Consider the following 22,191-nt stretch of genomic DNA (forward strand, 5'->3'; position numbering starts at 1 on the left):
CGGGCGGCGTAACCTTGCTGACGCCATGCCGTACGAACCACCCACCCACACCGTCGAGCGCTCGATTCGCGCCACCACCGGATGCAAGATCATTGCCGGTGTCGACGAGGTCGGACGCGGGGCGTGGGCCGGTCCCGTCACGGTGTGCGCCGCCATCACGGGGCTGCGCCGGCCGCCCGAGGGCCTGACCGACTCCAAACTGATCAGCCCCAAGCGCCGCCTCGAACTGGCCGGGATCCTGGAGTCCTGGGTGACGTCGTACGCGCTCGGGCACTCCTCGCCACAAGAGATCGACGAGCTCGGAATGACCGCCGCGCTCCGTCTCGCCGCCGTCCGCGCACTGGACGCGCTTCCGGTACGGCCGGAGGCGGTGATCCTCGACGGCAAGCACGACTACCTCGGCGACCCGTGGCGGGTCCGTACCGTCATCAAGGGGGACCAGTCCTGCATCGCGGTCGCGGCCGCCTCGGTGATCGCCAAGGTGCGCCGGGACGCGATGATGGCCGAACTCGGGGGAGCGGCGGGGGAGTACGAGGTGTTCGGCTTCGCCGACAACGCCGGCTACCCCTCGCCCACGCACAAGACGGCACTGGAGGACCGGGGGCCGACCCCGTACCACCGGCTGTCCTGGGCGTACCTCGACGCGATGCCGCGCTGGCGGCACTTGAAGAAGGTCCGGGTCTCCGCGGCGGCGGCCGCGCTGGAAAGCGGGGGCCAGCTCGGCTTCGACTTCTGAAATCCCTGGACTTTCCCCGCCCTTAACGGGGAGACTCCGCCCCGATCGCACTTTTGTGCCCACCTGGTGGTGCCCCATTCACCGGCGTTTGATAGACCTTTACCCATGCCTCTCATCCCCGAGGAGCCTCAGATTCACGAGAGCGCCCAGGGTCCCCGCGTCACTCCGGCCGCCGGCCGCACCGCGCCGACCCCCCGTCCCGTTCCTGGTCCGCGTACCGCGGCCGCACCGCGTCCCGGCACCCCGGGCCCCGGTCCTGCCCGGCCCACGCCCCCCGCGCAGCGCACGCACACCGCCGCGCAGCCCCAGGCACCCCGTCCGGAGACCGCTTCCGGGCCGCAGATCCAGCTGATCCCGGCCCCGGCCGACGGCGCGCTCGACGCCGCGGGCGAGGCGGTGGACCTGCTGCTCGACACCGGCCGCGCGCCGGGCGAGATCCTGGTCCTCACCACCGGTGACCCGCACCCGTGGGCGGCGCACGAGCTGTCCTTCGGCGAGGAGCCGTACTGGGCGCAGCACGACGCGCGCGACGACGTCTTCTACGCGGACGCGGCGAACGCCGCCCGTGCGGCCGCCCGGCCCGTGGTGATCGTCGCAGTCAACGGCGGGGATGACGCGGCTCTGGCCGCGCTGCCGGTCGCGCGCGAGCGCGCGCGGGCGCTGCTGATCGTCTGCGGTGACCCGCAGCGGATCAACGCGGCGCTCAGCGCGGGCGTCTGAGGGCGGGCTCTCTGGGTGCGGGTCGTTTTGGGCTGATCGCGCAGTTCCCCGCGCCCCTGGGTGGCCAGGGGCGCGGGGAACTGCTCGCCCAGCCACCCACGGTCCGCAGACGATACTCAGCTCAAGGCGTTGCGACGCGCTAGCGGGCCGCCACCCTGCGGAGGGTTTCCGCAGGGCCGCTGCGCAGGGGCAGGGGAGCGAGGTCGGGGTCGCCCAGGGAACCCGGGCGGGTCGCGGAGTTGGGTTGGCGGCCGCCGCGGCCCTCGCCCAGCACCTGCCAGCCGCCGCGCGTCAGCGTGATGTACGCGCCGCAGCGCAGCCCGTGCAGGGTGCAGGCGTCCCGCAGGCCCCACATCCAGGCGCCGTCCTCCTCGGTCCAACGCTCGTCGCCGTCACGGCAGTAGAGCAGTACGGCGGTGCGCACCGGGGTCCGGCGGCGCAGGTCGTGCGGGAGCACCCTGCGCAGGTGTGCGAGGAGCGCGTTGCGGAACTCCCAGCCGTCGGCGGCGACCGGGCGCCGGACGAACGAGGCGCTGGCGGCCAGCCGTTCCTCGTGGTCCAGGACGGCGATCACGGCGGTCGACAGGGTCGGGCGGTGCCTGCTGTGCAGCCCGCTGACCACCTCGCGGGGGTTGCGCAGCAGCGGGATCCCCGCCGAGGCCCACTCCGCGGGCTCCAGCATCCTGGCGAGGCGGTTCGCCGAGGCCGCCGACATGAGGGACGACGCGCCTGCCGAGGCTGCGGACGGAGCGAATCCGAAGGTCACGGTCCTCCCTTCCGGATACGCGCCCACAGTGCGGGCAGGGTCGGGTGAGGGCGCAGCACGGCAGGGCCCCGGACACCGGGTCCGCCGTTGAGGCGCGGCTCCAATTCTCGCTGGCCGACGGGCACGCGGCAACGAGCAATTGGAGCCGCTGACTGGAATCGGAGGGTATGGCGCTCATATCCCTGCCCAGTCGCACCCCGGGTCACGCCCCGGACTCCCAGCGGTCACCCCTGCACGGCGAGGACCAGCGGAAACACCCCCTGCGCGCCCGCCCGGCGCAGCAGCCGGGACGCCACGGCCAGCGTCCAGCCCGTGTCCGAGCGGTCGTCGACGAGCAGCACCGGGCCGCCCGCCTCCCGCACCGCCCGCGCCAGCTCGTCCGGCACCGTGAAGGCGTGGTGCAGGGCGCGCACCCGCTGGGCGCTGTTGGAGGCGGGAACGCGGGCCCCGGCGGCCTCCTCCCCGTACTCCACGCGTCCGAGGAGGGGCATGCGGCCGATCTCCGCGATCCGGGCGCCCAGCGACTCGACGAGGCGGGGCCGGGTGAGCGAGGCGACGGTGACCACTCCGGCGGGCCGGGGCGGCGCGTCGGGGCCGCCGCCCGCCCAGCCGCCGGGGCCCTTGGCCCAGTCGGCCAGGACGGTCACGACGGCGTCGACCACATCGTCCGGAACCGGTCCGTCGGGGGCCTGGGGGGCGAGCATCGGGCGCAGCCGGTTGCCCCAGCCGATGTCCGAGAGGCGGCCCAGCGCCCGGCCGGGGAAGGCCTGTTCGCCCGCGGGGATACGGCCCTTGAGGTCGACGCCGACCGCCGCGAGCCCGGTCGGCCACATCTTGCGGGGCTCGACCTCGACGCCGGGCCTGCCCAGCTCGCCCTTGGCCGCGTCCAGCGCCTTCCCGGAGACCTCGGCGGTGAAGCGGGCGCCCGCGCAGTTGTCGCAGCGGCCGCACGGGGCCGCCTGTTCGTCGTCGAGCTGGCGGCGCAGGAACTCCATCCGGCAGCCGCTCGCCGCCGCGTAGTCACGCATCGCCTGCTGCTCGGCGGAGCGCTGGCGGGCCACCCACGCGTACCGCTCCGCGTCGTACACCCAGGGTTGTCCGGTGGATGTCCAGCCGCCCTTGACGCGGTGGACCGCGCCGTCCACGTCGAGGACCTTGAGCATGGTCTCCAGGCGGGTGCGCCGCAGCTCGACCAGCGGCTCCAGGGCGGGCAGCGAGAGCGGGCGGCCCGCCTGGGCCAGCACGTCCAGGGTGCGGCGGACCTGCTCCTCGGGCGGGAAGGCGACCGAGGCGAAGTAGCGCCAGATCGCCTCGTCCTCCTTGCCGGGGAGCAGCAGGACCTCCGCGTGCTCCACACCGCGGCCGGCGCGGCCCACCTGCTGGTAGTAGGCGATGGGGGAGGAGGGCGAGCCGAGGTGGACCACGAAGCCGAGGTCCGGCTTGTCGAAGCCCATGCCCAGGGCCGAGGTGGCGACCAGTGCCTTGACCCGGTTGGCCAGCAGGTCGTCCTCGGCCTGCTGGCGGTCCGCGTTCTCCGTGCGGCCCGTGTAGGAGGCGACCGGGTGCCCGCACTGGCGCAGATACGCGGTGATCTCCTCGGCGGCCGCCACGGTCAGCGTGTAGATGATCCCGGAGCCCGGCAGTTCGTCGAGGTGGTCGGCGAGCCAAGCCAGGCGGTGCGCCGCGTCCGGCAGCGACAGCACGTTCAGACTCAGGCTCTCGCGGTCGAGGGGGCCGCGGAGCACCAGCGCGTCGGTGTCCGCGCCGGTGCCCAGCTGCTCCGCCACGTCGGCCGTCACGCGCGCGTTGGCCGTCGCCGTTGTCGCGAGGACCGGGACGCCCGGGGGGAGCTCGGCGAGCATGGTGCGCAGCCGGCGGTAGTCGGGGCGGAAGTCGTGGCCCCAGTCGGAGATGCAGTGCGCCTCGTCCACCACGAGCAGGCCGGTGGCCGCCGAGAGCTTGGGCAGCACCTCGTCGCGGAAGTCCGGGTTGTTGAGCCGCTCCGGGCTCACCAGGAGGACGTCGACCTCGCCCGCGGCCACCTCGGCCTGGACGGTCTCCCACTCCTCGGTGTTCGACGAGTTGATCGTGCGGGCGCGGATGCCCGCGCGGGCGGCGGCCTCCACCTGGTTGCGCATCAGCGCGAGCAGCGGCGAGACGATCACGGTGGGGCCGCTGCCGCGCTCGCGCAGCAGCGAGGTCGCCACGAAGTACACCGCGGACTTGCCCCAGCCGGTGCGCTGGACGACCAGTGCCCGCCGCCCCCCGGCGACGAGCGCCTCGATGGCGCGCCACTGGTCCTCGCGCAGCCGGGCCGCCCCCGTCGGGTCGCCGACCAGGCGGGCCAGGACGGCGTCGGCCGCGGTGCGCAGATCCGTGGTGCTCGTGTCGTTCATGCCCCCATACAACAGGACGGGTCTGACATCCGGCCCGTCCACGGGCGCCCCCGGCCCCGCCGCACGCCCCCGGGCCGGCCGCTACGGCGTGATGTGGTCCGAGCGCAGGCCGTCGAGCACGATGTCGATGTAGCGTCGCCAGTCGCCGGTGCGGCGGTGCACGATCGAGGTGAGGCCGCAGGTCAGGGCGAGGATGTCGACGCCCGCGATGTCGCGCCGGATGGAGCCGGTCGCCTGGCCCTTGCCTACCAGGTCCACGAGCTCGGCCTCCAGGTCGGCCCGCATGGTGCTGGGCGGGCCCTCGGAGCCGAGCGTGCCGCCGACGACGCTGGCGAAGCCGCGGTCGCGGGCCTCCACCTCGCCGACCCGGGTGAGCAGCATCTGGAGCGCTTCGAGCGGCTCGGCCGACTCGCGGCACACCGTGCGGTAGTACGTGAGGATCTCGCCGAAGCGCTGCTGGGAGGCCGCCACGACCATGGCTTCCTTGGTGGGGAAGTGGCGGTAGAGCGTGCCCACGCCGACCTCGGCGTGCCGGGCCACCTCGTCCATGGACACGTTGGCGCCGCGTTCCGCGAAGAGCTCGCGCGCCGCGTTCAGGACCCGGGCCCGGTTGCGCTCCGCGTCAGCCCGGAGCCGGCGGGGACCGCTCTCACTGACTGGCGTTGACGTTGGCATACGGAACCTCCCTCCGTTTGACTCTACTATGCCCTGCCGTTACCTACTGAACCAGCCCCGACTTCACGCCAGTTGGGGTATGCGGTTCGCAGTTGCCCAGTCTGTTCCAAAGGTCGGCCCCGGGTGTTGACAATGGCCTGGTAGCCGGAGTGAGACGGAAGGAAGAACACGATGTCGTTGCCCCTGGGGCGTACGAGTGCGCCGGAGGTGTCGGCGTCGGTGGAGGCATTCCTGGCGGAGCCGCACATCGGCACGCTGACCACCATCCGGCCCGACGGGTCCCCGCACGTGGCACCGGTGCGGTTCACCTGGGACGCGGAGGCGGGGCTCGCCCGGGTGATGACGGTGTCCTCGTCCCGCAAGGCCCGCAACCTGATCGCCACGGCGGGCGGCCGGGTCGCCATCTGCCAGGTTGCCGGGTTCAGTTGGGTCACCCTGGAGGGCGCGGCCGCGGTCGTCGACGAGCCCGCACGGGTCACCGAGGGCGCGCGCCGCTACGCCCGGCGCTACCGCTCCGGCCCGCCCAACCCGCCCGGCCGCGTGGTGGTCGAGATCCGGGTCGACCGCGTGCTGAGCCTGAACGTGTAGGGAAGGCCGTACGGCGAAGGCCGAGCGGCAACTGCCGAGCGGCAACCGCCAAGCAGAGCGCGGCGGTACGGGGAGTGTTTCCCCGTACCGCCGCGCTCTTGTTCGTCGTGGGCGCTCAGCCCTTGCGGGGCGGGGTGCCGGTCACCCAGATCATGCGCAGCGACAGCAGGCTCAGCCGCCAGCCGTCCGGGGTGCGGCGGGCCTTCGCGCTCACCAGGCTGCCGTTCGCGAATATCGGAGCGCGGTCGGCGTCCTCCGGATGGTCGGAGGGGTGGTGCACGTGGGTGGAGACGATGTTGGCGCGCAAAGAGGCGTGGTCGCCGTCGATTTCGACCACGGCGGGCGAGTTGATGTGCTGGGTGAGGGCGAACGCCGCCAGCGCCGTGCTGTGGTACTCGGCGAGGCCCGCGATCCCCTCGTGCCGGCTCATCGGGAACTCGACGACGGCGTCCTCGGTGAACAGCCCCCGGGCCCAGGCGTCATCGAGCTTGTCGTCGTCCAGATTGATCAGGTAGCGGTCGAGCAGTCCCGCCACATCGGCGGTGGATTGGCTTGAGGTCATGGTTGAGGATGACTCCGGTACAGGCCTCTGACCAAGACTCCTTGTAGCGGAGTTGACGTACTTGTCAAAGGCCTGTACTAGCAGCTATTTACGCTCGGTTGCCCCCTCGGGATACTGGAGAAACGCCAGTCGGAAGAGGGTAGATGTCTAACTTTGACGCGGACGTAATTATCGCGGGAGCCGGCCCCACTGGACTCATGCTCGCAGGCGAACTGCGCCTGAACGGCGTGTCCGTGATTGTCGTCGATCGCCTTGCCGAGCCGATACAGCAGTCGCGTGCTCTGGGATTCTCGGCGCGTACCATCGAGGAATTCGGCCAGCGTGGACTGCTGGAGCGTTTCGGTGGTGTGGACGTCATTCCGGTCGGCCATTTCGGCGGAGTGTCCATCGATTACCGGTTGGTCGAGGGCGGTTCGTACGGGGCTCGGGGCATCCCCCAGTCGCGCACCGAGGGCGTGCTGGCCGGCTGGGCCGGGCAGCTGGGCGCCGAGGTCCGCCGCGGGGTCGAGGTCACCGGCCTGGAGGACGGCGCCGACGGGGTCACCGTGGAGGTCTCCACGCCCGACGGGCCGGCCACGCTGCGCGGCCGTTACCTGGTGGGCGCGGACGGCGCCCGCAGTGTGGTGCGCAAGCTCGCGGGCATCGACTTCCCGGGCACCGACCCGGCCATCGAGCTCCGGTTCGCCGACATCAGCGGGGTGCCGTTGCGCCCGCGCTTCAGCGGCGAGCGGGTGCCCGGCGGCATGGTCATGGTGCTGCCGCTCGGCCCGGAGCGCTGCCGGATCGTCTACTTCGACCGGAGCGAGCCGCTCCGCAAGAGCCCGGACCCGATCACCTTCGACGAGGTGGCCGAGACGTTCAAGCGCCTGTCCGGTGAGGACATCAGCGGCGCCACGGTGCACTGGGTCTCCACCACCACCGATGTGAGCCGCCAGGCCGCCGAGTACCGCAAGGGCCGGGTCTTCCTGGCCGGCGACGCCGCGCACATCCACCTGCCCATCGGAGCCCAGGGAATGAGCGCCGGAGTGCAGGACGCGGTGAACCTCGGCTGGAAGCTCGCCCTGGAGATCAAGGGCCAGGCCCCCGAGGGCCTGCTCGACACGTACCACTCCGAGCGCCACCCGGTCGGTGCCCGGGTGCTCACCAACACGCTCGCCCAGCGGATCCTCTATCTGGGCGGCGACGAGATCACCCCGCTGCTCGATGTCTTCACCGAGCTCACCGGGTTCGAGGACGTCCAGAAGACGCTGATCGGGATGGTCACCGGACTGGACATCCGGCACGACGTGGGCGAGGGCGACCATCCGCTCCTCGGCCGCCGTCTCAAGGACGAGGAACTGGTGGTCGACGGCAAGAAGACCACCAACTTCGAGCTGCTGGCGGCCGGCAAGGCCGTCCTGTTCGACCTCACCGACGACTCCCACCTGCGAGAGCTCGCCGCGGGCTGGGCCGACCGTGTCACCACGGTCACCGCAGAGCAGCACGACTGCGACTCGGGCCTGGACGCCTTCCTTGTGCGTCCCGACGGCTACGTCGCCTGGGTCGCCCCCTCCGCCTCGCGCACGGAGGGGCTCGCCGAATCCCTCAACCGATGGTTCGGCCGAGCCAACTGAGCTGGGCTTACTCCCTTTCCACCCGTACACCCGAAGGAAGCGAAGAACATGCCCAAGATTTCCTCCGATGACCAGAACCTGACCGTCCTCAACCTCTTCTCCACGGACGCCCCGGAGAAGCAGGAGGGCCTGCTCGGCGCGATGCGCGAGATCGTCGACTCGGCCGCCTACCCGGGCTGGATGTCCTCCACCGTGCACGCCGGTGTGGACAAGCCGGGCACGGCCAACTTCATCCAGTGGCGCAGCCGCGCCGACCTGGAGGAGCGGTACGACGGCGAGGAGTTCAAGCACCGTACGCTGCCGCTCTTCGGCGAGCTGACCACCTCGATCCGCCTGCTGCAGAACGAGATCGGCTACTCGCAGTCCAAGTCGGGCGACGGCGTCGAGATCTCCCCGGAGCGCACCGACTACACCGTGATCGCGGTCTTCGGTGTCGAGGAGAAGAACCAGGGCGACCTGGTCGACGCGCTCGGCCCGTCGATGAAGTTCCTGAACGACGTTCCCGGTTACATCTCCCACACGATCCTCAAGGGCGTCGCCGCCCGCGGGCTTGAGGGCTCCTTCGTGGTCTCCTACTCGCAGTGGGAGAGCAAGGAGGCGTTCGACGCCTACCAGGCCGTGCCGCAGGGCGACAAGCCCGCCGCCCGCCAGGACGCCGAGAAGCGCACCGGCTCGCTCCTGACGTCGGTGGACTCCAACACCTACCGCGTGGTCCACACCCGCGCGGCCGGCGAGTAACACCTAGCTCCACCGCAGCACCACGGAACGCCCGGCTCCGCTCCTGGAGCCGGGCGTTTCGGCGTTCCGGGCCCGAACGGGCAGGGGAGACGCTCCGGTTCGCGACCTGACGACACCTGACGCCGACGTGACACTTCTGCGTCAGGCACCTGCTCATCGCTGCCGGTTCTCTGACATGGCTGCGGTGTATTTGCGGAACCTGACCGAACCGGACGTAGACCTGAACCGGGGCGCCTTGAACGGCGAGCGGGATCAGAAGACCCTTGAATACATGATCCGGGGCGTGGTTCGCCACCGCTGATCCTCTCGCTCAACTCCCGTTCATGGCCCTCGTATTCGGGTGCGTCCGACGTCGTACGCGCCAGGAGCACGGCCAGTGCCGGATCAACCGCAACCGCTGAGGAGCGAAAACGTATGCACAGCACGCTGATCGTCGCCCGCATGGAACCCGGTTCGAGCACCGACGTCGCCAAACTGTTCTCCGAGTTCGACGCGACGGACATGCCGCACCTGATGGGAACGCGGCGCCGCCAGCTGTTCTCGTACCGGGGCCTCTACTTCCACCTGCAGGACTTCGACGCGGACAACGGCGGTCAGCTGATCGAGGCCGCGAAGAACGACCCGCGGTTCATCGGGATCAGCAACGACCTCAAGCCGTTCATCCAGGCGTACGACCCGGCCACCTGGCGCTCGCCCGCCGACGCCATGGCCGCCCGCTTCTACAACTGGGAGGCGGGCGCGTGACAACGCCTCGCAGGGTCGTCATCACGGGGATGGAGGTGCTCGCCCCGGGTGGAATCGGCAGCAAGAACTTCTGGAGCCTCCTCAGCGAGGGCCGCACGGCGACGCGCGGCATCACCTTCTTCGACCCGACGCCGTTCCGCTCCCGGGTGGCCGCCGAGATCGACTTCGACCCGTACGAGCACGGTCTGAGCCCGCAGGAGGTCCGCCGCATGGACCGCGCCGGGCAGTTCGCGGTCGTCGCCTCGCGCGGCGCGGTCGCCGACAGCGGCCTGGAGCTCGGCGGACTCGACCCGTACCGCATCGGCGTCACCGTCGGCAGCGCGGTCGGCGCGACCATGGGACTCGACGAGGAGTACCGGGTCGTCAGCGACGGCGGCCGGCTCGACCTCGTGGACCACAAGTACGCGGCCCCGCACCTCTACAACCACCTGGTGCCGAGCTCGTTCGCGGCCGAGGTCGCCTGGGCGGTCGGGGCCGAGGGCCCCAGCACCGTGGTGTCCACCGGCTGCACCTCCGGCATCGACTCGGTCGGCTACGCCGTCGAGCTGATCCGCGAGGGCTCCGCCGACGTCATGATCGCCGGATCCTCGGACGCGCCGATCTCGCCGATCACGATGGCGTGCTTCGACGCGATCAAGGCCACCACGAACCGCTACGACGAGCCCGAGACGGCGTCGCGGCCGTTCGACAACTCCCGCAACGGCTTCGTGCTCGGCGAGGGCACCGCCTTCTTCGTGCTCGAAGAGCTGGAGAGCGCACAGAAGCGCGGCGCCCACATCTACGCGGAGATCGCGGGCTACGCCACGCGCTCCAACGCGTACCACATGACCGGTCTGCGCCCCGACGGCGCGGAGATGGCCGAGGCGATCCGGGTGGCGCTCGACGAGGCGCGGATGAACGGCGACGAGATCGACTACATCAACGCCCACGGCTCCGGCACCAAGCAGAACGACCGCCACGAGACGGCGGCCGTCAAGCGGATCCTCGGCGACCACGCGTACCGGACGCCGATGAGCTCCATCAAGTCGATGGTCGGGCACTCGCTCGGCGCGATCGGCTCGATCGAGATCGCCGCCTCCGCGCTCGCCATGGAGTACAACGTCGTGCCGCCCACGGCGAACCTGCACACGCCCGACCCCGAGTGCGACCTGGACTACGTGCCGCTGACCGCCCGCGACCGGAAGACCGACGCGGTCCTCTCGGTCGGCAGCGGCTTCGGCGGTTTCCAGAGCGCCGTGGTGCTCGCCCGTCCCGAGAGGAAGCTCGCATGACGTCGTCCGTGGTGGTCACCGGCCTGGGGGTGGCGTCCCCCAACGGGCTCGGCATCCAGGACTACTGGGCGGCGACCGTCGGTGGCAAGAGCGGCATCGGCCGCATCACCCGCTTCGACCCGTCGTCCTACCCGGCCAAGCTGGCCGGCGAGGTCCCGGGCTTCGTCGCGGAGGACCTGCTGCCGAGCCGGCTGCTCCCGCAGACCGACCGGGTGACCCGGCTCGCGCTGGTCGCGACCGACTGGGCGCTCGCCGACGCGGGCATCACCCCGGCCGAACTCCCCGAGTTCGACATGGGCGTGGTGACCGCGAGCGCGGCCGGCGGCTTCGAGTTCGGCCAGGGCGAGCTCCAGGCCCTGTGGTCCAAGGGCAGCCAGTACGTCTCGGCGTACCAGTCCTTCGCCTGGTTCTACGCGGTCAACAGCGGCCAGATCTCCATCCGCAACGGGATGAAGGGCCCCAGCGGCGTGGTCGTCAGCGACCAGGCCGGCGGTCTCGACGCGGTGGCGCAGGCCCGGCGGCAGATCCGCAAGGGCACCGCGCTGATCGTCTCCGGCGCCATCGACGCCTCGGTCTGCCCGTGGGGCTGGGTGGCCCAGCTGGCCAGCGACCGGCTCTCCACCAGCGAGGAGCCGACCCGCGCCTATCTGCCCTTCGACAGCGAGGCGGCAGGTTACGTACCCGGCGAGGGCGGCGCGATCCTGATCATGGAGGACGCCGAGGCGGCCCGCGCCCGCGGCGCCCGGATCTACGGCGAGGTCTCCGGATACGGCTCGACCATCGACCCGAAGGCCGGCTCCGGCCGTCCGCCGGGGCTGCGCAAGGCCATCGAACTCGCCCTGGCCGACGCGGGGGTCGCCCCGGGCGACGTGGACGTGGTCTTCGCCGACGCGGCCGCCGACCCCGAGCTCGACCGCCAGGAGGCCGAGGCGCTCAACGCGGTCTTCGGCACCCGGGGAGTCGCGGTCACCGCGCCCAAGACGATGACCGGACGGCTCTACTCGGGCGCGGCCCCGCTGGACCTGGCCGCCGCCTTCCTCGCCATCAAGGACGGGGTCATCCCGCCCACCGTGCACATCGACCCGGCCGCCGAGTACGACCTGGACCTGGTCCTGGGCGAGCCGCGCACCGCCGAGGTGCGCACCGCCCTCGTCCTCGCCCGCGGCTACGGCGGGTTCAACTCCGCCGTGGTCGTCCGCGCAGCCGAGTAGCCGGTGGGCCGCACCGGCCCAACGGACAGACGACACGCCGTACTTACTTTGGAAAGGGAAATCCCATGGCCACCACGTTCACCCTCGACGACCTCAAGCGCATCCTCCTTGAGGCAGCGGGCGCCGAGGAGGGCGTCGACCTGGACGGCGAGATTCTGGACACCGAGTTCGAGGTCCTGGGATACGAGTCGCTCGCGCTCCTGGAGACGGGCGGCCGGATCGAGCGTGAGTACGGCATCTCGCTGGACGACGACGCGCTGACCGACGCCACCACGCCGCGCGCCCTCATCGACGTCGTCAACGCCCAGCTGTCCTCCGCGTCCGCCGCCTGAGCCACAGACAAGGAAGAACGACAATGACCGAGAACACCGCACGGGTCGCACTGGTGACGGGTGCCACGAGCGGCATCGGGCTCTCCGTGGCCCGTCTGCTCGCCTCCCAGGGACACCGGGTCTTCATCGGCGCGCGCAACGCCGACAACGTCACCGAGACCGTCAAGCAGCTCCAGGGCGAAGGCCTCGATGCCGACGGCTCGGCGCTCGACGTCACCGACGCCGACAGCGTCAAGGCGTTCGTCCAGGCGGCCGTCGACCGCTTCGGCACCGTCGACGTGCTGGTCAACAACGCCGGCCGGTCCGGTGGCGGCGTCACCGCCGACATCGAGGACGAGCTGTGGGACGCCGTCATCGACACCAACCTGAACAGCGTCTTCCGGGTCACCCGCGAGGTCCTGAACACCGGCGGCATGCGCCACAAGGACCGCGGCCGGATCATCAACATCGCCTCCACCGCGGGCAAGCAGGGCGTCGTCCTCGGCGCCCCGTACTCGGCCTCCAAGCACGGCGTGGTCGGCTTCACCAAGGCCCTGGGCAACGAGCTCGCGCCCACCGGCATCACGGTCAACGCCGTCTGCCCCGGATACGTCGAGACGCCGATGGCGCAGCGCGTGCGCCAGGGCTACGCCGCCGCGTACTCCACCTCCGAGGACGCGATCCTGGAGAAGTTCCAGTCCAAGATCCCGCTCGGCCGCTACTCCACCCCGGACGAGGTCGCGGGCCTGGTCGGCTACCTGGCCTCCGACACCGCCGCCTCCATCACCGCGCAGGCGCTCAACGTCTGCGGCGGCCTCGGCAACTTCTGATCGCCAAGTTCCTGAAGGAGGAGCGGCTATGACGACCCGTGAGGTCGAGCACGAGATCACCATCGACGCCCCCGCCGCCGCCGTGTACCGGCTGCTGGCGGAGGTGACCAACTGGCCGCGGATCTTCCCGCCCACGATCTACGTGGACCAGGTCGGCGAGCACGACAACCACGAGCGCATCCGGATCTGGGCCACCGCCAACGGCGAGGCCAAGAACTGGACCTCGCACCGCGAGCTGGACCCGGAGGGCCTGCGCATCACCTTCCGCCAGGAGGTCACCACGCCTCCGGTCGCGGCGATGGGCGGCACCTGGATCATCGAGACCCTGGCCGAGAACTCCTCGCGGGTGCGGCTGCTGCACGACTACCGGGCGATCGACGACGACCCCAAGGGCCTGGCCTGGATCGACGAGGCGGTCGACAAGAACAGCCGCTCGGAGCTGGCCGCGCTCAAGCAGAACGTCGAACTGGCCCACGCGACCGAGGAGGTGACGTTCTCGTTCACCGACACCGTCATCGTCCAGGGCTCGCCCAAGGACCTGTACGACTTCATCAACGAGGCGGACCTCTGGTCCGAGCGACTGCCGCACGTGGCCGTCGTCCGGCTCACCGAGGACACCCCCGGGCTCCAGACGCTGGAGATGGACACCCGCGCCAAGGACGGCTCGGTGCACACCACCAAGTCGTACCGGGTGACCTTCCCGCACCACAAGATCGCGTACAAGCAGGTCACGCTGCCCGCGCTGATGACCCTGCACACCGGGATCTGGACGTTCGAGGAGACGCCCGAGGGCACGGCCGCCTCCTCGCAGCACACCGTCACGCTCAACACGGACAACATCGCGAAGATCCTCGGCCCCGAGGCCACCGTCGCGGACGCCCGTGAGTACGTGCACACCGCGCTGTCCACCAACAGCACGGCCACGCTCAACCACGCCAAGACGTACGCCGAGCAGAAGGGCTGAGCCAGAAATGACCCCGGACCGCCTGGACACACAGGTCATCGTCGTCGGCGCCGGCCCCGTCGGGCTTCTGCTCGCCGGTGAGCTGCGTCTTGGCGGCGCCGATGTGGTCGTACTGGAACAACGGGCCACGCCCACCACGGAGTCGAGGGCCTCCACGCTGCACGCCCGCACCATGGAGCTCCTCGACAGCCGTGGCCTGCTCGACGTCTTCGGGACGCCGCCGAACGAGCCGCGCGGCCACTTCGGCGGCATCCCGATGGACCTCACGCTGCCCAGCCCCTTCCCCGGGCAGTGGAAGATGCCCCAGACCCGGACCGAGGCCCTGCTCCAGGAGTGGGCGCTCTCGCTGGGCGTGGACATCCGGCGCGGCCACGAGCTGCGCGAGGTGTCCGACCGGGGCGACTTCGTCGAGGCGACGGCGGCCGGGCCCGAGGGCACGGTCGTGGTGCGCGGTGGCTTCCTCGTCGGGTGCGACGGCGAGGACTCCACCGTGCGCCGCCTCACCGGGGCCGAGTTCCCGGGCAACGACGCCGGCCGCGAGCTGCTGCGCGCGGACGTGGCCGGCGTCACCATCCCCAACCGCCGCTTCGAGCGGCTGTCCGCCGGGCTCGCCATCGCGGCGACCCGCGACGGGGTGACCCGGGTGATGGTGCACGAGTTCGGCTCCACGGCCGAACCGCGCACCGGCGACCCGGAGTTCGGCGAGATCGCGGCGGTCTGGAAGCGCGTCACCGGCGAGGACATCAGCGGCGGGACCCCGCTCTGGGCGAACTCGTTCGGCGACGCCAACCGCCAGCTCACCCAGTACCGCAGCGGCCGGATCCTGTTCGCCGGGGACGCGGCCCACCGCCAGATGCCGATCGGCGGCCAGGCCCTCAACCTCGGCCTCCAGGACGCCTTCAACCTGGGCTGGAAGCTGGCCCTGCACCTCGCAGAGACGGCCCCCGAGGGCCTGCTCGACACGTACCACACCGAACGCCACGAGGTCGGCCGGCGGGTCCTGTCCAACATCAGGACCCAGGCCATGCTGCTGCTCGGCGGCCCCGAGGTGGAGCCGGTGCGCTCGGTGCTCACCGAGCTCCTCGTCCACGACGACGTCCGGGCGCACCTCGCCGGGATGGTCAGCGGTCTCGACATCCGCTACGACGTCGGCGGCCCCGGGCACCCGCTGCTCGGCGCCCGGCTGCCGGACGCGGGCCTGACCACCGGCGAAGGCCCGGTGAACACGGCCCAGTTGCTGCGCACCGCACGCGGTGTGCTCCTCGATCTGTCCGGCGGCGGTGCGGCGCTGCCGGACACCTCCGGCTGGGCGGACCGGGTCACGGCGCTGCCGGCCGCGCCGGAGAAGGACGGCGCCCTCGAAGGCGTGGGCGCCGTCCTGGTGCGGCCCGACGGATACGTGGCCTGGGCCGGCGAGCCGGACACCGACGGCACCGGGCTGCGGGAGGCCCTGGAGCGCTGGTTCGGCCCCGCGCACTGAATCTCCCGTACCACCCCCCACCCCCGCGCACGACCGTACGACTCCTCAGCACGACAGGGCACCACAGGGCACGTCCAGGAAAGGGAACACTATGGAGGGGACAGCCGTGGACACCGATGTCATCATCGTCGGCGCGGGTCCGACCGGTCTCATGCTCGCCGGCGAGCTGCGCCTCGGCGGGGCGCGGGTCGTCGTCGTCGAACGGCTGGCGGAGCCCACCGGGCAGTCCCGTGGCCTGGGCTTCACGGCCCGCGCCATGGAGATCTTCGACCAGCGCGGTCTGCTGCCCCGGTTCGGGCAGGGCGAGACGCTGGAGATCAGCCCGATGGGCCACTTCGGCGGGGTGCAGTTCGACTACACCGTCCTGGAGGGCGGGCACTTCGGGGCGCGCGGCATCCCGCAGTACAAGACCGAGGCGGTCCTGGAGGAGTGGGCGGCCGGTCTTGGCGTCGACATCCGGCGCGGCTGGGACTTCCTGGAGCTGACCGACGGCTTCCTGGACGGCGACGACGTCGAGATCACCGTCCAGACGCCCAACGCGGTACGCAAGCTGCGCGCCTCCTACCTGGTGGGCGCCGACGGCGGCCGCAGCGTGGTGCGCGAGGCCGCCGGGTTCGACTTCCCGGGCACCTCCGCGACCCGGGCGATGTTCCTCGCCGACGTCACCGGCTGCGAGCTGCGCCCGCGCTTCCTGGGGGAGCGGCTCAACAACGGCATGGTGATGGCGGCCCCGCTCGCCCCGGGCGTGGACCGGATCATCGTCTGCCCCGACAACGCGCCCGCCCGCGCCAGCGGCGAGTCGGTCTCCTTCGAGGAGGTCGCCGCCGCCTGGCAGTCGATCACCGGTGAGGACATCTCGCACGGTGGCGCCGAGTGGGTCAGCTTCTTCAGCGACGCCACCCGCCAGGCCTCCGAGTACCGGCGCGGCCGGGTCCTCCTGGTCGGCGACGCCGCCCACATCCACCTTCCGGCCGGCGGCCAGGGCCTGAGCACCGGTGTGCAGGACGCGGCCAACCTCGGCTGGAAGCTGGCCGCGGAGGTCGCCGGGACCGCGCCCGAGGGGCTGCTCGACACCTACCACGACGAGCGCCACCCGGTCGGCGCCCGGCTGCTGATGAACACCCGCGCCCAGGGCATGGTCTTCCTCGGCGGCCCCGAGGCCGACCCGCTGCGCCAGCTCTTCGGCGAGCTCATCCAGTACGACGACGTCAAGCGCCACCTCGCCGGGATCGTCAGTGGTCTGGACATCCGGTACGAGCTGGGTGACGCGTCGCATCCGCTGGTCGGCCGTCGTGTCGCGCACCGCACGCTGGTGGGTGCGGCGGGTGAGACCAGCACCACCGCGCTGCTGCACTCGGCTCGTGGGGTGCTGCTCGATCTGGCCGACTCCGGTGCGGTCCGGGATGCCGCGGCCGGGTGGGCGGGGCGTGTCGATGTCGTCACGGCCTCCGCCAAGCCGGTGGATGGCGGTACCGACCCGCTCGCGGGTGCGGGTGCCGTGCTCGTACGGCCCGATGGATATGTCGCCTGGGCCGGGGACGACGTTTCGGCCCTGGAGGCCGCCCTCGGGCAGTGGTTCGGTCCGGCGAGTTCGTGACGCCGGAGAGCTCGGTCCGGAGGGCTGTGAAGCGTCTGCGGGCCGGCTCCGGCTGGTCGCGCAGTTCCCCGCGCCCCTCTGGGGGTGCGGGGCGTCGGCCACGTAACAGTCGTCCACTCAACAGCCAACGCAAACGGGGGCATTGATGGAAAGCACGCTCGCACCGGCGGTCGTTTCCCAGGGCGTTCGCAGGATCACCCTGGACGCGGGCGGTGTCACCCTGTCCGCGCTGCTGTGCGAGCCGGAAGGCACCCCCCGCGCGACCGTCGTCGCCGTCCACGGCGGCGGCATGAGCGCCGGGTACTTCGACGGCCAGGCCCACCCCGAGCTGTCCCTGCTGACGCTCGGCGCCCGGCTCGGCTACACGGTCCTGGCCGTCGACCGGCCCGGCTACGGGCAGTCCGCCGCCCAGCTGCCCGACGGCCTCACCGTCGCCGACCAGACCGACGTGCTGCGCGCCGGGATCGACGACTTCACCGCCAAGTACCCCACCGGCGCGGGCATCCTGCTCGTCGCCCACTCCTTCGGCGGCAAGCTGGCGCTCTCCGCCGCCGCCCACTGCACCGGCGACGGCCTCCTCGGCCTCGACATCTCCGGCTGCGGCCACCGCTACGCCGTCACCCCGGGCGTGCTCCGCAAGGGCCTCAAGCACATCGCCCGGCACTGGGGCCCGCTGCGGCTGTACCCGCCGAACACGTTCCGCAGCAGCGGCTCCGTCGTGGCGCCGATGCCGGAGCGCGAGGCGGGCGAACTGCCGCGCTGGCCCGAGCTGTTCGCGGCCCTCGCACCGCGCGTCCGCATCCCCGTCCGGCTCACCTTCGCCGAGCACGAGGGCTGGTGGCTGCACGGTGACAAGGACCTCGCCGACCTCGCCGCGCAGCTGACCGCCGCACCCCGCATCGTCGTCGACCGCCAGCCGGACGCCGGCCACAACATCAGCCTCGGCTGGGCGGCCCGCTCCTACCACCTGCGCACGCTCGCCTTCCTGGAGGACTGCATCACCAGGGCGGGACGCGATGCCTGACCATCCGAGCCTATGACCAGCACCTTCGCCCATCCCTTCCGCTCACTGGCGGTCCGTAACTTCCGGCTGTTCGCGGCCGGGCAGGTCGTCTCCGTCGCGGGCACCTGGATGATGGTCGTGGCCCAGGACTGGATCGTCCTGGGCCTGGCCGACAACTCCGGCACCGCCCTCGGCGTCGTCACCGCGCTCCAGTTCACGCCGCTGCTGCTGCTCACCCTGTACGGCGGGCGCCTCGCCGACCGCTACGACAAGCGGCTGCTGCTCACCTGCGCCAATCTGGCGTCCGGTGTGCTGGCCCTGGTCCTGGCGCTGCTGGCGTTCGCGGACGCCGTCCAGCTGTGGCACATCTGGCTCTGCGCGCTCGGCCTCGGGGTCGTCAACGCCGTCGAGGTGCCGACCCGGATGTCGTTCGTCAGCGAGCTGGTCGGGCCCGAACTGCTGCCGAACGCCTCGGCGTTGAGCGCCGCCTACTTCAACACCGCCCGGGTGGTCGGCCCGGCCCTCGCGGGGCTGCTCATCACCGGCTTCGGCACCGGCTGGGTGATGCTGTTCAACTCCGTCAGCTATCTGGCGACCGTGATCGTCCTGCGGATGATGCGGCCCGGCGAACTTCTGCTCGGCGCGCGGCAGGACACCCGGCCCCGGGTGATCGACGGGCTCAAGTACGTCGCCGCCCACCCGGACCTGAAGCTGCCGCTCGCCCTCGTCGGGGTGATCGCGCTCTTCGGGCTCAACTTCCAGCTCACGCTGCCGCTGTACGCCAAGACCGTCTTCCACGCCGACGCCGCCTCGTTCGGGCTGCTCACCACCGGCTTCGCGGCGGGTTCGCTGATCGCCGCGTTCGCCACCACCGCGCGCCGCAGCCGCCCCTCCAGCCGTCTGGTGGTGGGCGCGGCGCTGGTCTTCGCGGTCCTGGAGACGGTGGCGGGCTGGGCGCCCAGCTTCGCGGCCGCGATCGTGCTGCTCTCGCTCACCGGCGGCGCGACCATCTTCTTCGTCCAGGCCGTCAACCACCGCGTCCAGCTCGGCAGCGACCCGCAGTACCGGGGCCGTGTGATGGCGCTGTACACCCTGATCCTCCAGGGTTCGACCCCGCTGGGCTCGCTGCTCATCGGCTGGCTCGCCGAACACCTGGGCGCCCGCTCGGGCTTCTACGTCGGCGGCCTGGTCTCGCTGGCGGCGGCGCTCGCCGCGCTGGCGTACGACCGGCGCGGCGGGCGCGACGCGGGCCTCACCGAGGCCGCCGGGGACGCGGCAGGTGACCCGGAGCAGGGTGACCCGGAGCAGGGCGGCCCCGTCCACGAGGCGGTGCGCCGGTGAACGCGACCCGTACGCCGCTGCGGGCGGCCCCCGCGGCGGGACGGCTGCACCTGCTGGTGTTCCGCCCGCCCGCCGAGGAGGTGGCGCAGGTGTGCCCGCTGATGCGGGCCCTGGACGAGTTGGAGTCGGCGCGCGCGGCGTCCTACGTCTCGGTGCGCGACCGGATCCAGTACGTGGCCGCGCACGCCACCCTGCGGGGCCTGCTCGCCGCGTACACCGGCCTCGAACCCGGCCGGATCGTGCTCGGCCGCGGCGAGGAGCCGTACGGGAAGCCGCAGTTGATCGATCCGCCCGTGCCGCTCCACTTCAACCTCTCGCACAGCCACGGCCTGATCGCCATCGGGGTCGCGGCGGACCCGGTGGGCGTCGACGTCCAGCGCGTCCCGTCGCCCGAGGCCGTCGAGATGGTGCTGCCCCGGCTGCACCCGCAGGAGCGCGAGGAACTGCGCGCGCTGCCCACCGCCGAGCGGACGGTGGCGTTCGCCCGGCTGTGGACCCGCAAGGAGGCCTATCTCAAGGGCCTGGGCACCGGACTCACCCGCTCACCCGCGGCGGACTACCTGGGCGACCGCAACGCCCGGGGCCGCCCGCACGGCTGGACGGTGCGCAATGTGCCCGTACAGCCGGGCTACGCGGCCGCGGCCGCGCTCCGCAACCCGACGTGACCGTGAAGGCAGTCGATTCCGCACCAAGGATCCGCAACCTACAGGGGGAACAGAACATCATGCCGACCACGCCGACCACACAGTCCTCCGCCGAGGTCTCCGACCGGCTGGGCGAACTCAGCGAACGCAAGGAGCAGGCTGTCCGCGGCCCGAGCGACAAGGCGACCGAGGCGCAGCACGCCAAGGGCAAGCTGACCGCGCGCGAGCGGATCGAACTCCTTCTGGACAAGGGCAGTTTCACCGAGGTGGAGCAGCTGCGCAGGCACCGGGCGACCGGCTTCGGCCTGGAGGCCAAGAAGCCGTACACGGACGGTGTCATCACCGGCTGGGGCACGGTCGAGGGCCGTACGGTCTTCGTCTACGCGCACGACTTCCGTATCTTCGGCGGCGCCCTGGGCGAGGCTCACGCCTCCAAGATCCACAAGTTGATGGACATGGCCATCGCGGCCGGGGCGCCGCTGGTGTCCCTGAACGACGGCGCCGGCGCCCGTATCCAGGAGGGCGTCTCGGCGCTGGCGGGCTACGGCGGCATCTTCCAGCGCAACACCCGGGCCAGCGGGGTGATCCCGCAGATCAGCGTGATGCTCGGCCCGTGCGCGGGCGGCGCCGCCTACTCGCCCGCGCTCACGGACTTCGTGTTCATGGTCCGCGAGACCTCGCAGATGTTCATCACCGGCCCGGACGTGGTGCAGGCGGTGACCGGCGAGGAGATCTCCCAGAACGGGCTGGGCGGCGCGGATGTGCACGCCGGGATCTCGGGTGTGGCGCACTTCGCGTACGACGACGAGGAGACCTGCCTCGCCGAGGTCCGCTATCTGCTCTCGCTGCTGCCGTCCAACAACCGGGAGATGCCGCCGCTGGCGCAGACCTCGGACCCGGTGGACCGCGAGGGCGCGGCCCTGCTCGACCTGGTGCCGGCCGACGGCAACCGCTCGTACGACGTGCGCTCGGTGATCGAGGAGCTCGTCGACGAGGGCGAGTACATGGAGATCCACGCCAACTGGGCGCCCAACCTGGTGGTCGCGCTGGCCCGGCTCGACGGCCACGTCGTGGGCATCGTCGCCAACCAGCCCTCCGCCATGGCGGGCGTCCTGGACATCAAGGCGAGTGAGAAGGGCGCGCGGTTCGTCCAGTTCTGCGACTCCTTCAGCATCCCGCTGATCACCCTCGTCGACGTCCCCGGGTTCCTGCCGGGCGTCGACCAGGAGCACGACGGCATCATCCGGCGCGGCGCGAAGCTGCTGTACGCGTACTGCAACGCCACCGTTCCGCGCATCTCGGTAGTGCTGCGCAAGGCGTACGGCGGTGCGTACATCGTGATGGACTCGCGCTCGATCGGCGCCGACCTCGCCTTCGCCTGGCCCACCAACGAGATCGCGGTGATGGGCGCCGAGGGTGCGGCGAACGTGGTGTTCCGCCGGGAGATCGCCGCTGCCGACGACCCCGACGCGATGCGCAAGCAGAAGATCGACGAGTACAAGAACGAGCTGGTGCACCCCTACTTCGCGGCGGAGCGCGGCCTGGTCGACGACGTCATCGACCCGCGCGAGACCCGCTCGGTGCTGTGCCGCTCGGTCGCGATGCTCATCGCCAAGGACGCCGAACTGCCCCGCCGCAAGCACGGCAACCCGCCCCAGTAGGCCCGACTCCTCCAGAGAGGTGACCGACATGAGCGAGATGACCCAGATCACCGAGCCCGCCGCCGAGCCTGCCGCGCCTGCCGAAATGACCCTGGAGCACTGCCGTGAGCTGCTGAGAGTGGAGCGCGGTAATCCGGATCCGGAGGAACTGGCGGCGCTGGCCGCGCTGTTCTTCGCACACTTCTCGGCCATCGAGGCCCGGGAGGAGGCGGCCCGGGTCATGATCCCCAGGCAGCGCCGCTCCGCGAGCTGGCGCCGCACCGACCGGGCGACGGGCTTCGACGGCCCGCGCACCTGGCGGGCGGGCGGCCCGGTGCTCGCCTGACGAAATTCCTGATGG

Annotated in this window: 22 protein-coding genes; 18 read left to right on the forward strand and 4 right to left on the reverse strand. The window is 71.6% G+C overall.

The window, feature by feature from the left end; genetic code table 11:
- Positions 1-25 precede the first annotated feature (25 nt).
- Together OG965_RS29740 and OG965_RS29745 are read left to right on the forward strand one after the other, a co-directional pair.
- Positions 26-736 (forward strand): ribonuclease HII, encoded by a 711-nt coding sequence (locus OG965_RS29740; protein WP_371655109.1) that lies wholly within the window; start codon positions 26-28, stop codon positions 734-736.
- 105 nt (positions 737-841) lie between these two features.
- Entirely contained in the window at positions 842-1,456 is a 615-nt protein-coding gene (locus OG965_RS29745; RefSeq protein ID WP_371655110.1) for a hypothetical protein, read from the forward strand.
- Positions 1,457-1,595: 139 nt separating this feature from the next.
- Here the strand turns inward: OG965_RS29745 and OG965_RS29750 are convergent, their stop codons facing one another.
- The 3 genes from OG965_RS29750 to OG965_RS29760 form a co-directional block, all read right to left on the reverse strand.
- Entirely contained in the window at positions 1,596-2,222 is a 627-nt protein-coding gene (locus OG965_RS29750) for a hypothetical protein (RefSeq protein WP_371655111.1), read from the reverse strand.
- Between the two features lie 224 nt (positions 2,223-2,446).
- Complete coding sequence (locus OG965_RS29755) at positions 2,447-4,618, reverse strand: RecQ family ATP-dependent DNA helicase (RefSeq protein ID WP_371655112.1); 2,172 nt, start codon at positions 4,616-4,618, stop codon at positions 2,447-2,449.
- Between the two features lie 81 nt (positions 4,619-4,699).
- Positions 4,700-5,293, reverse strand: a complete 594-nt coding sequence (locus OG965_RS29760; RefSeq protein ID WP_371655113.1) for a TetR/AcrR family transcriptional regulator — start codon at positions 5,291-5,293, stop codon at positions 4,700-4,702.
- A gap of 171 nt (positions 5,294-5,464) precedes the next feature.
- Between OG965_RS29760 and OG965_RS29765 the strand changes: the two genes are divergently transcribed.
- Positions 5,465-5,881, forward strand: a complete 417-nt coding sequence (locus OG965_RS29765; protein ID WP_371655114.1) for a pyridoxamine 5'-phosphate oxidase family protein — start codon at positions 5,465-5,467, stop codon at positions 5,879-5,881.
- A 115-nt stretch (positions 5,882-5,996) separates the two neighbouring features.
- Here OG965_RS29765 and OG965_RS29770 read toward each other — a convergent pair whose 3' ends face one another.
- Complete coding sequence (locus OG965_RS29770; protein WP_371655115.1) at positions 5,997-6,443, reverse strand: nuclear transport factor 2 family protein; 447 nt, start codon at positions 6,441-6,443, stop codon at positions 5,997-5,999.
- 143 nt (positions 6,444-6,586) lie between these two features.
- Here OG965_RS29770 and OG965_RS29775 point away from each other — a divergent pair, with 143 nt between their 5' ends.
- From OG965_RS29775 to OG965_RS29845, 15 genes are all read left to right on the forward strand, one after another.
- Positions 6,587-8,056, forward strand: a complete 1,470-nt coding sequence (locus tag OG965_RS29775) for an FAD-dependent monooxygenase (RefSeq protein ID WP_371655116.1) — start codon at positions 6,587-6,589, stop codon at positions 8,054-8,056.
- 48 nt (positions 8,057-8,104) lie between these two features.
- The gene (locus OG965_RS29780) at positions 8,105-8,794 is read left to right on the forward strand and encodes an antibiotic biosynthesis monooxygenase (protein WP_371655117.1); all 690 of its coding nucleotides are present in this window, start codon (positions 8,105-8,107) and stop codon (positions 8,792-8,794) included.
- A gap of 414 nt (positions 8,795-9,208) precedes the next feature.
- The gene (locus OG965_RS29785) at positions 9,209-9,538 is read left to right on the forward strand and encodes a TcmI family type II polyketide cyclase (RefSeq protein ID WP_371655118.1); all 330 of its coding nucleotides are present in this window, start codon (positions 9,209-9,211) and stop codon (positions 9,536-9,538) included.
- Positions 9,535-10,809: a beta-ketoacyl synthase gene (locus OG965_RS29790; protein WP_371655119.1), complete on the forward strand. Its 1,275-nt coding sequence runs from the start codon at positions 9,535-9,537 to the stop codon at positions 10,807-10,809. The genes OG965_RS29785 and OG965_RS29790 overlap by 4 nt, the downstream gene beginning before the upstream one ends.
- Complete coding sequence (locus OG965_RS29795; protein WP_371655120.1) at positions 10,806-12,020, forward strand: ketosynthase chain-length factor; 1,215 nt, start codon at positions 10,806-10,808, stop codon at positions 12,018-12,020. Before OG965_RS29790 ends, OG965_RS29795 begins: the two co-directional genes overlap by 4 nt.
- A 65-nt stretch (positions 12,021-12,085) precedes the next feature.
- Positions 12,086-12,352, forward strand: coding sequence for an acyl carrier protein (locus tag OG965_RS29800; protein ID WP_371655121.1), 267 nt, complete (start codon positions 12,086-12,088; stop codon positions 12,350-12,352).
- Positions 12,353-12,375: 23 nt separating this feature from the next.
- On the forward strand, positions 12,376-13,161 hold the full coding sequence (gene fabG, locus OG965_RS29805; protein WP_371655122.1) for a 3-oxoacyl-ACP reductase FabG: 786 nt from the start codon (positions 12,376-12,378) through the stop codon (positions 13,159-13,161).
- A 28-nt stretch (positions 13,162-13,189) separates the two neighbouring features.
- Positions 13,190-14,125, forward strand: coding sequence for an aromatase/cyclase (locus tag OG965_RS29810; RefSeq protein WP_371655123.1), 936 nt, complete (start codon positions 13,190-13,192; stop codon positions 14,123-14,125).
- A gap of 7 nt (positions 14,126-14,132) precedes the next feature.
- Entirely contained in the window at positions 14,133-15,605 is a 1,473-nt protein-coding gene (locus tag OG965_RS29815) for an FAD-dependent monooxygenase (RefSeq protein WP_371655124.1), read from the forward strand.
- A gap of 91 nt (positions 15,606-15,696) precedes the next feature.
- Entirely contained in the window at positions 15,697-17,202 is a 1,506-nt protein-coding gene (locus OG965_RS29820) for an FAD-dependent monooxygenase (RefSeq protein WP_371655125.1), read from the forward strand.
- A gap of 145 nt (positions 17,203-17,347) precedes the next feature.
- Entirely contained in the window at positions 17,348-18,226 is an 879-nt protein-coding gene (locus OG965_RS29825; protein WP_371655126.1) for an alpha/beta hydrolase, read from the forward strand.
- Between the two features lie 12 nt (positions 18,227-18,238).
- The gene (locus OG965_RS29830) at positions 18,239-19,546 is read left to right on the forward strand and encodes an MFS transporter (protein WP_371655127.1); all 1,308 of its coding nucleotides are present in this window, start codon (positions 18,239-18,241) and stop codon (positions 19,544-19,546) included.
- The gene (locus OG965_RS29835; RefSeq protein ID WP_371655128.1) at positions 19,543-20,211 is read left to right on the forward strand and encodes a 4'-phosphopantetheinyl transferase superfamily protein; all 669 of its coding nucleotides are present in this window, start codon (positions 19,543-19,545) and stop codon (positions 20,209-20,211) included. Before OG965_RS29830 ends, OG965_RS29835 begins: the two co-directional genes overlap by 4 nt.
- A gap of 59 nt (positions 20,212-20,270) precedes the next feature.
- Positions 20,271-21,851, forward strand: coding sequence for an acyl-CoA carboxylase subunit beta (locus OG965_RS29840; RefSeq protein ID WP_371655129.1), 1,581 nt, complete (start codon positions 20,271-20,273; stop codon positions 21,849-21,851).
- A 28-nt stretch (positions 21,852-21,879) separates the two neighbouring features.
- Positions 21,880-22,176, forward strand: coding sequence for an acyl-CoA carboxylase epsilon subunit (locus OG965_RS29845; protein WP_371655130.1), 297 nt, complete (start codon positions 21,880-21,882; stop codon positions 22,174-22,176).
- The last annotated feature ends 15 nt before the right edge of the window (positions 22,177-22,191 follow it).

The organism is Streptomyces sp. NBC_00224 (assembly GCF_041435195.1).
Classification (GTDB): Bacteria; Actinomycetota; Actinomycetes; order Streptomycetales; family Streptomycetaceae; genus Streptomyces.